7 protein-coding genes and 11 tRNA genes are annotated in these 8,508 nt (G+C 49.7%); 3 read left to right on the forward strand and 15 right to left on the reverse strand.

Annotated elements, in window-relative coordinates; translation table 11 throughout:
* On the forward strand, window positions 1–831 hold an 831-nt coding region (locus BN54_RS09315; RefSeq protein WP_019206928.1), incomplete at its 5' end, for an ISL3 family transposase.
* A gap of 126 nt (window positions 832–957) precedes the next feature.
* Here the strand turns inward: BN54_RS09315 and BN54_RS09320 are convergent.
* The 6 genes from BN54_RS09320 to menB all read right to left on the reverse strand — a co-directional run bounded on the left by BN54_RS09320 (window position 958) and on the right by menB (window position 6,257).
* Window positions 958–1,029 (reverse strand) — tRNA-Gln (locus BN54_RS09320).
* A 10-nt stretch (window positions 1,030–1,039) separates the two neighbouring features.
* Window positions 1,040–1,122: transfer RNA gene (locus tag BN54_RS09325), tRNA-Tyr, on the reverse strand.
* An 86-nt stretch (window positions 1,123–1,208) separates the two neighbouring features.
* Entirely contained in the window at window positions 1,209–2,048 is an 840-nt protein-coding gene (locus BN54_RS09330) for a metallophosphoesterase (RefSeq protein WP_019206929.1), read from the reverse strand.
* 122 nt (window positions 2,049–2,170) lie between these two features.
* Complete coding sequence (locus tag BN54_RS09335; protein ID WP_019206930.1) at window positions 2,171–3,670, reverse strand: peptide MFS transporter; 1,500 nt, start codon at window positions 3,668–3,670, stop codon at window positions 2,171–2,173.
* A gap of 334 nt (window positions 3,671–4,004) precedes the next feature.
* Complete coding sequence (locus BN54_RS09340; protein ID WP_019206931.1) at window positions 4,005–5,423, reverse strand: o-succinylbenzoate--CoA ligase; 1,419 nt, start codon at window positions 5,421–5,423, stop codon at window positions 4,005–4,007.
* Between the two features lie 12 nt (window positions 5,424–5,435).
* A complete protein-coding gene (gene menB, locus BN54_RS09345; protein WP_019206932.1) occupies window positions 5,436–6,257 on the reverse strand; it encodes a 1,4-dihydroxy-2-naphthoyl-CoA synthase in 822 nt (273 codons plus the stop codon).
* Window positions 6,258–6,291: 34 nt separating this feature from the next.
* On the opposite strand from menB, the gene BN54_RS09350 reads away from it, so the two are divergent.
* Window positions 6,292–6,681 carry a PaaI family thioesterase gene (locus BN54_RS09350; protein WP_019206933.1) on the forward strand — a complete coding sequence of 130 codons (390 nt, stop codon included), beginning with the start codon at window positions 6,292–6,294 and terminating at the stop codon, window positions 6,679–6,681.
* 3 nt (window positions 6,682–6,684) lie between these two features.
* Complete coding sequence (locus BN54_RS09355) at window positions 6,685–7,449, forward strand: potassium channel family protein (protein WP_019206934.1); 765 nt, start codon at window positions 6,685–6,687, stop codon at window positions 7,447–7,449.
* A 190-nt stretch (window positions 7,450–7,639) separates the two neighbouring features.
* On the opposite strand, the gene BN54_RS09360 is transcribed toward BN54_RS09355, so the two are convergent.
* The 9 genes from BN54_RS09360 to BN54_RS09400 form a co-directional block, all read right to left on the reverse strand.
* A tRNA-Leu gene (locus tag BN54_RS09360) sits at window positions 7,640–7,723 on the reverse strand.
* Window positions 7,724–7,737: 14 nt separating this feature from the next.
* A tRNA-Cys gene (locus BN54_RS09365) sits at window positions 7,738–7,808 on the reverse strand.
* Window positions 7,809–7,844: 36 nt separating this feature from the next.
* Window positions 7,845–7,919: transfer RNA gene (locus tag BN54_RS09370), tRNA-His, on the reverse strand.
* Between the two features lie 17 nt (window positions 7,920–7,936).
* Window positions 7,937–8,007, reverse strand: a tRNA-Trp gene (locus BN54_RS09375).
* 7 nt (window positions 8,008–8,014) lie between these two features.
* A tRNA-Tyr gene (locus tag BN54_RS09380) sits at window positions 8,015–8,097 on the reverse strand.
* Window positions 8,098–8,103: 6 nt separating this feature from the next.
* A tRNA-Phe gene (locus BN54_RS09385) sits at window positions 8,104–8,176 on the reverse strand.
* Window positions 8,177–8,207: 31 nt separating this feature from the next.
* A tRNA-Val gene (locus BN54_RS09390) sits at window positions 8,208–8,280 on the reverse strand.
* A 9-nt stretch (window positions 8,281–8,289) separates the two neighbouring features.
* A tRNA-Glu gene (locus BN54_RS09395) sits at window positions 8,290–8,362 on the reverse strand.
* A gap of 5 nt (window positions 8,363–8,367) precedes the next feature.
* Window positions 8,368–8,459 (reverse strand) — tRNA-Ser (locus BN54_RS09400).
* Between the last annotated feature and the right edge of the window lie 49 nt (window positions 8,460–8,508).

An 8,508-nucleotide genomic window follows, 5' to 3' on the forward strand; every position in this document is an offset into this window, starting at 1 on the left:
CCTAAGCGTCATTGGCTGCCCGAAGTCCTAGCCCTCGATGACTTTAAAGCTGGTCGCTTTGCGACGAGTGGGATGAGTATGGCTTTGATGAATGGGGAAACCCATGAATTGATTGATGTGATTGAATCCCGTACCAATACTTGCTTGCGCAATTATTTCTATCGGTATGAGTATGCAGTCCGGGCCAAAGTTAAATTAATCGTGGTTGATCTTTATCAACCTTATCGGTCTTTAATTCGAGATCTTTTTCCCAATGCCGCCATTGTCGCTGATCGCTATCACGTCGTGGTTCAAGCTTACCAAGCATTGAACCAGGTCCGTACCCAAACTATGAAGGCTTTGCCTTCTAAGGATAAGCTGGCCCGCGCTTTAAAACGCTACTGGCGTTTATTGGTTAAGGATGCGGCCAAACTCAACTGGCACGATTTTAAGCGGCGAACAGGTTTTGGTGGTGCCCAGTTGAATGAACGTGAAGTGATCGATCGGCTGACCGCTACGAGTGATGCGCTTAGTACGGCGTATGGTTACTACCAACAACTGTTGTGTGCCCTTCATTTTCAAAGTTCAGAAGTCTTGGCAGAGTTATTAAAAACCAAGCTGACAGCTTTGCCTAAACCTTGTCAAAAGGCCCAACGCACGCTACGGAATCACCGTGAAGAAATCGAGCGTAGTTTTGAACAACCTTACAATAATGGCTCGTTAGAAGGGACGAACAACGTCATTAAAACGATCAAACGAGTTGCCTTTGGTTTCCGGAGCTTCCCCAATTTCCGGCTTCGAATTCTACTAGTCGCTAAATCACCATATTTTAACGTCAAAACAGCTGCCTGAAAAAAGGCAGCTGTGGGGGTAGACCAATTATTCTTCTAAAAGTTCATCAGTACCAGTTGACGAAGAACCAATTTTTTTGGCCGCGAAAAAATTAAAAAGCCGCCACCACCGTGACGACTTTGTCAGTTGGGCTAGCTGGATTCGAACCAGCGCATGACGGTACCAAAAACCGTTGCCTTACCGCTTGGCCATAGCCCAATAATTAAAATGGAGGAGAGTGGATTCGAACCACCGAACCCGAAGGAACGGTTTTACAGACCGTCGCGTTTAACCAGACTTCGCTACTCCTCCGTAAGGTCAATCGTTAAACCTGAACAATCAACGAATATTATATTACACAATCCCCGACTGAATTGCAAGGCTTAATCGCAAAAAAATCACCTTAAATTCCACACCAGGGTTCGGTAAGCCCATTGTTCCATAAAAGTCGTTCGTTGCCATTCACCAGGGCGCCGCCGGACCCCGACCGCTGGATTGTAATAGGTCGCCGCCCCAAGGGTTTGGGGCGCAAATTCCCCATGCAAATGCCCACTGACCACGCGCTTAACCTGGGGCGTTTGCAAAAGCAGTGCCCCCAAGTGCTGACTCCCCAGCATGGCGTTAAACATCTGGCCAAACCGTTGCTGCCGGGGCGTGGTGAGGTGGGCTGGCAGGGGCGGTACTAAGGCCGCCGCCGGAACAAAATGGGTTACGAAAATGACGCGCTTTCCCGCCGCCTGAGCAGCTTGCAACTGAGCCTTTACTTGGACCATTACCCGTGCCATCCGAACCGGATCGCTCTCTGCTTGGGTAATGCTGCCATCAATCCAGTAGACCTTTTTCCACTGGGCCACGGCCGCAGGTGACACTGCCAAGTTTGAAAAGGAATAATCGTACCAACCATTATTGCCAATGATGCGCCAGTCGGTCCCGGGGACATCCCAAAACGCTTGATGGAAATATTCCGGAGCCAAGCGTTGCTCCAGCTGGGCGGCGGTCACCCCCGTTAATTGATCATGATTGCCCGCCAAATAACGAATCATGATTTGCGAGCCAACGCGGGCCTGCAACGCCGTAAAATACGCCCGGGTCTTTTGGAAGTTATTAAATAAGTCCCCCAGAAAAAAGTACGCCCCCACTTGCTGTTCAAGCAGCCATTTAGCTTGCGCCGCCAATGCTTGCGCCGGATCAACTTGATTGACATCCAAATGATTATCACTGCTGATTGCAATCTTCATTCGTCCTTCCCCCTTAGCTTTTAATTGTAAGCCCCTCGCCTAGCGCTGCCCATTATTTTGTCTTCCCAATAAAAAAGGCGGCTGCCAATTGGCAACCACCTGGAACTTAATTTTACTGTGGGTTAGTCGATCCCTTCCATCAGGGCGTGAATCTTCTTAACCAAGAAGAACATCACAATCCCGAAGACCACGCTGACCCCACCGATGATCAAGAAGTATTGAATTTCGGTGTCCGCCGAGTAGTACTTCACGATTTGGGCGTTAACGGCTTGCCCGGCCGAGTTAGCTAAGAACCACATACTCATCATTTGGGATTGGAAAGCCTTTGGCGCTAACTTCGTCGTGACGGACAATCCGATTGGCGAAATCAACATTTCGGCAATTTCAACGATGAACCAAGAACCGACCAGCCAGAAGGGACTGACCCGGCCACTGGTTGTGCCGTGGATAATCCCCGGCAAGGCCATCCACATGTACGATAGCCCGGCAATGACCATCCCCGCGGCAAACTTCGCCGGGGCACTTGGTTGATTCTTCCAAGCACTCCACAGCCAAACAAAGAATGGCGTCAAGAGCATGATGAACAGTGGGTTCAACGTTTGGAAGTTGGCTGCGGCAAAGTGCCAGCTGCCGATGTGTAAAATCGTCCGTTGTTCAGCGAACAGCGCCAACACTACGGAACCCGATTCTTCAATCCCCCAGAAAATGGCCGCCGCAATAAACAGGGAAATGTAGGCCTTGACCCGGGAGCGTTCGACCTTGGTAACCTTAGCCGAATTCAGCATCATAATGAAGTAAACAATCGGCAGGGCAATCGCAATCACCGTAATCAGATTAATGATGTTGGTGATGTTTAATTGGCCCATCGCCGCCAAAAGCCCTAAGATGACGGCCACGACGATCACCGCTACCACCGTCCAGGTAATGATTGGCTTTAAGCCTTCCCGGTCAATTGGGTCGTTGGGGTAGAGACTGTCTTTGGACAAGTACTTCTTCCCATCCAACCAGTATTGCAAGAGCCCAAAGAACATCCCGATTGCGGCCAGGGAGAACCCGGCGTGGAAGTTGGTTTCACTGCCAAACAAGTGGAAACCAAAGCCGCCTGCGGCCCACGGCACTGCCCACGGTGCCACCGCGGCCCCTAAGTTAATCCCGAAGACAAACATACTAAAACCGGCATCACGACGCTTGTCGCCTTCTTCATATAAGCTCCCTACCATGTCCGAGACGTTCGGCTTTAACAGCCCCGTCCCGGCCACGATTAAAGCAATCGAAGCATAGAGAGCAGGCAAACCAAACGGCAAGGATAAGGCGATGTGCCCAAACATGATGAGCACCCCACCAATGAAGACCGTCTTACGCGCCCCCCAAACCCGGTCAGACAGCCACCCACCGACAATCCCGGACAGGTAAACCAGCGAACCGTAAATTGACATCACCGAGGCGGCCGTAGTTTCGTCCATCCCCAGCCCGCCTTTTTCGACGGCATAAAACATGTAAAACAGCAGGATGGCCCGCATCCCGTAGTAACTGAACCGTTCCCACATTTCCGTGAAGAACAGGGTGGACAGACCCCGCGGTTGCCCGAAAAAGGCCGTGTCCATCGATTTTTGTTGATCCATATTTTTCCTCCCAGTTAGGATTTATTCAAAGCTTTGAAGCCAGCGAATGAGAATAATTTACTGAGAACAATCATCGCTTTCTAATAAAAGTGTAATTTATTATACCCTTTGTCAGACAGGAGGTCAAATCTGCAAACCGGTTTACGCCTTGATTTAATAAGAATCATTTTGCAATCTTTGTCCTAGGAAACATTAATCCCTCTCATCTCGTAAACGCCGCTTTCTCATCTAATTCTGGTCAACGTTTTTTTAGCCAATGCATTAAAATTAAAAAGTCTCCCCGGAAAGCTGATTTAAAATCAAAAAGCAGGAAGCGGTTTCCTGCTTTAAAAAGCTATTTCACTAATTGCTGGCGAAGCTTAAAGCGTTGGACTTTGCCACTGGCATTTTTGGGCAAAGCCGCAACAAAATGATATTCCTTGGGCACCTTATAGTGGGCCAAGTGCGCATAACCATAATCAATTAACTTTTGCGCGGGTTGGGCCTGCCCAACGATAAAGGCGACCGGTCGCTGGCCCCAGGTCGCATCCGCCTGGCCCACTACGGCGACGGCTTCGATCCCTGGCATTGCAGCGTAAACCTGCTCCACTTCTTGGGGAAAAATATTCTCCCCGCCGGAAATGATCATTTCATCCTTGCGCCCGTCCACGTATAAAAAGCCAGCCGCATTAAAATGACCGATGTCACCGGTTAAGTACCAGCCATCCACCATTTTAGCAGCAAATTTAGCGGGTTGCTTTAAGTAGCCCGGGGTCAGGGCCGGAGTTTTGATGGCAATTTCGTGCGTCGTTGGCATTAATTTAACTTGGGTCGTAAACAACGGCTTGCCGACGGCGCCTAGTTGCTGGCTGGCATCACGTGCACTTAAGGCGATAATTTGTGAGCACGTTTCCGTCATCCCGTAGCATTGTACCACCGGTAAGTGGGCCGCTTGACAAGCCGCCAGTGTGGCCTGATCAATCGTCCCGCCGCCTAACAACACCAACCGAAAGGCCGGCTGATAAGCACGGTGAGTCCGTTGCCGCTGTTGCAACAATTGCTTAAGCATGTATGGCACCGCCGAAAGAATGGTGATCGACTCGGTAGCCAAGACCTCTTCTACGGCCACCGGATCAAAGCGGGCCATGAGCCGGACTGCCATGCCGTAAACTAACCCCCGCATTACAATCGAAAAGCCACTGATGTGAAAGAGCGGGGTCACACACAGCCACTGTTCATTGGTTACTAGCCCCAAGTTTAAACTGGAAGCAATCGCCGAAGCAAAGTGATTGCCAAAGGTCTGCAAGACCCCCTTAGGCTGCCCCGTGGTCCCCGAAGTATACATAATGCTGGCGATATCCTCACTGGCAAAGGTTGCTTGCAACTCCACCGCTTGGCCGGGACGCGCCAAAACCGTAGTGTAGGTCTGGTAGCATTGGTCGAACTCCGTGCGCATTAATGCGTCATCAACCAAGACCAAATCCAACTCACTATCCGCCACCTGAAAGGCTAATTCAGGACTGGCTAAGCGCCAATTCAGCCAAACGATTGTCTTACCCATGCTCAGCAAGGCCAAGGCCAACCGGTAGGTCAATAAATTGTTTTTCCCCAGCAGGCCTACCCGCGCTTGGGTCGTCAAACCCGCTAAATGCGCTGCATCAGCTTTAACCACCGTCAGCAACTGGGCAAACGTATAGCTAGTCTGGCCATCGCTGACGGCCAAGCGATCAGGATTCAGCTGGGCCTGTTTAATTAACCAATTTTGGGTTTCCATTGCCCGCGCCCCCTAAGGGAACGTTGGAAACTGATCGAAGTTCGGTTGCCGCTTTTCATTAAAGGCATCGCGGCCTTCTTTACCCTCGTCAGTCGTGTAAAACAGCATTGTCGCATCCCCACCTAATTGTTGGAGCCCCGCTAAACCATCCGTATCAGCATTCATCGCCGCCTTAATTAACCGCAAGGCCGTTGGTGATTTTTGCAAAATTTCGTTAGCCCATTCTAAGGTGGCGGCCTCAACTTGATCTAATGGCACCACCCGGTTGATCCAATTCATTTGCAATGCTTCTTGAGCCGTGTAGAAGTGGTTTAAAAACCAAACTTCCTTGGCCCGCTTGTGGCCGATCACCCGCGCTAAGTAGCCAGAACCATAACCCGCGTCAAACGAACCCACCTTCGGCCCCGTTTGCCCGAATTTCGCGTTATCCGCGGCCACCGTCAGGTCACAAACCAACTGCAAGATGTTGCCACCCCCAACGGACCAGCCTTTCACCATCGCAATGACTGGTTTTGGTATAATACGAATGAGATGTTGCAAGTCTAAGACATTTAGCCGGGCAATGTGGTCGGGGCCGACGTAGCCACCGTTGCCGCGCACCGATTGGTCACCACCAGACGAAAAGGCTTGGTCGCCAGCCCCTGTCAAGATGATAACCCCAATGGAGCTGTCATCACGACAAATCGTAAAAGCCTCAATCATTTCTGCCACCGTAACCGGCGTGAAAGCATTGTGCTTTTCGGGGCGATTCATGGTAATCTTGGCGATCTTGCCCGTCCGCTCAAAAATAATTTCTGAAAAATCTTTGATCTTTTCCCATTTAACTTCAGTCATTCACAAACGACTCCTTTCAAAATGAGGTGAAATTTTGAATTTGCTTGAAAACCTAGGGATCGAAATCCAATCGGTCTCACCGTCATCTACCATCGTATCACTTCCGGTCAGTGCAAAGCTACTCCAACCCTTTGGAATTGTCCACGGTGGCATTAATGCGGTCCTGGCAGAAACCGCGGCTTCTTTAGGGGCCAATGCTGCCTTGGCTGCTGACCAAGTTGCCGTGGGGGTTGATATCAATACTCATCACTTAGCTCCCAGTAGCGCGGGCTGCTTAATCGCTACGGCTGCTCCCCTTCATATCGGCCAGCGGATGCAAACTTGGCAAGTTCGCATCACTAATCAAAACCGTTTGGTCAGCACCAGTACCGTGACGCTGATTGCCCAAAATAAACCCCACCCTGAACCAACCGGAGAGAATTAGCAAATGACGTCCAAGAAATTTTTATTAATTAGCTACCAGATTGGGATTGCCGCCTTGGCAGTGATTTCAATCCTCTTGTTAGTATTGGACTATGCCCACGATCTTGATATCCTGGCCAGTCCCTATCGTCAAATCGATAATGTGATCTGGCTCATTTTAACCCTTGACTACGTAGTCCGGTTGGGACGGGCTAAAAATAAAAAGTATTTTTTGATTCATAATGTTTGGGATTTGTTGGCAATTTTACCCGTCAACCAGCTCTTTTACCTGTTCCGGGCTGCCCGGGTAATTCGCATCCTTCAGCTTTTACGCGTGTTACGCCTGGTCCGGTTGATTGGGTTAACGGGACGGTTGCGTTCCTTGATTAAAACCCGGGGCTTACTATACTACTCCTACCTTAGCTTTGCGGTCCTATTAATCGCAGCCGTAATGTACCATATTGCCGAAAAAGTCAGTTTTACGACAGCCCTATGGTGGTCAATCACCACCGTTTCTACGGTTGGCTACGGTGACATCGCACCAACCACGGGGATCGGAAAATTAGCAGCGGTGATCCTAATGGTCATCGGGATTGGCTTTATTGGGATGATGACCAGTTCTTTAACTGACCTCTTATCAAGTGACGATGATGACCAATTACGCCGCGAACTCCATTCTCTGCAAACCCATCAACAAGCTATTGAACAACGCTTGGCACACATTGAACAACTCTTAATGCAGCAAAATGGCGAACCAGATCAAACGCCGCCCAAACATCAAAATAAGTAAGTAAGCTCACATCGACGCAAATAGCGCTCAGAAGTTGTCCTTCCTTCAAGGATACTTCTGGGCGCTATTCTGCTAAATACGGTCTATTATGCCATGCTTACATTGCCCTCTTTGGTTCACAAAAGCAAAAACAGAGCGACTAGATTAAACTCTAGCCGCTCTGCCAAGCAAAGACATTCAAAATAAAATATGCCTCCGGTGGGGGTCGAACCCACACTCCCTTGCGGGAACTGGATTTTGAGTCCAGCGCGTCTGCCAATTCCGCCACAGAGGCATGTCTTCACTAAAAGGTGGTAACCGGATTCGAACCGGTGATGAAGGTTTTGCAGACCTCTGCCTTACCACTTGGCTATACCACCAATTAGTTAAGTCAATCAGTAATTACTGATTGGAAGGGCGGTATGTGGGATTCGAACCCACGCATGTCGGATCCACAAACCGATGTGTTAACCAAACTTCACCAATACCGCCAAAATATTCAGTTGAGCAGGGATAGTAGGAATCGAACCCACAATGACGGTTTTGGAGACCGTAGTTATACCGTTTAACTATATCCCTATAATAATGGAGGAGAGTGGATTCGAACCACCGAACCCGAAGGAACGGTTTTACAGACCGTCGCGTTTAACCAGACTTCGCTACTCCTCCATAAAGTGGCGCGGGACGGAATCGAACCGCCGACACACGGAGCTTCAATCCGTTGCTCTACCAACTGAGCTACCGAGCCATCTTTGGGGTTTACAACTATTCAGTTGTAATGGAGGATACAGGGCTCGAACCTGTGACCCTCTGCTTGTAAGGCAGACGCTCTCCCAACTGAGCTAATCCTCCAAAATCAAGTGACCCGTACGGGATTCGAACCCATGTTACCAGCGTGAAAGGCTGGTGTCTTAACCAACTTGACCAACGGGTCATCAACGGAGAGTAAGGGATTCGAACCCTTGATACAGGCTTTAACCCGTATACAGCATTTCCAATGCTGCTCCTTCGGCCAGCTCGGACAACTCTCCAAAATCCAAGCCCTGACACAAAGTCAGGTGCCAAAGGCTTGTTAACTTC

Origin of the sequence: Limosilactobacillus ingluviei str. Autruche 4 (assembly GCF_000312405.1) — a bacterium.
In the GTDB taxonomy this organism is placed as follows: domain Bacteria; phylum Bacillota; class Bacilli; order Lactobacillales; family Lactobacillaceae; genus Limosilactobacillus; species Limosilactobacillus ingluviei.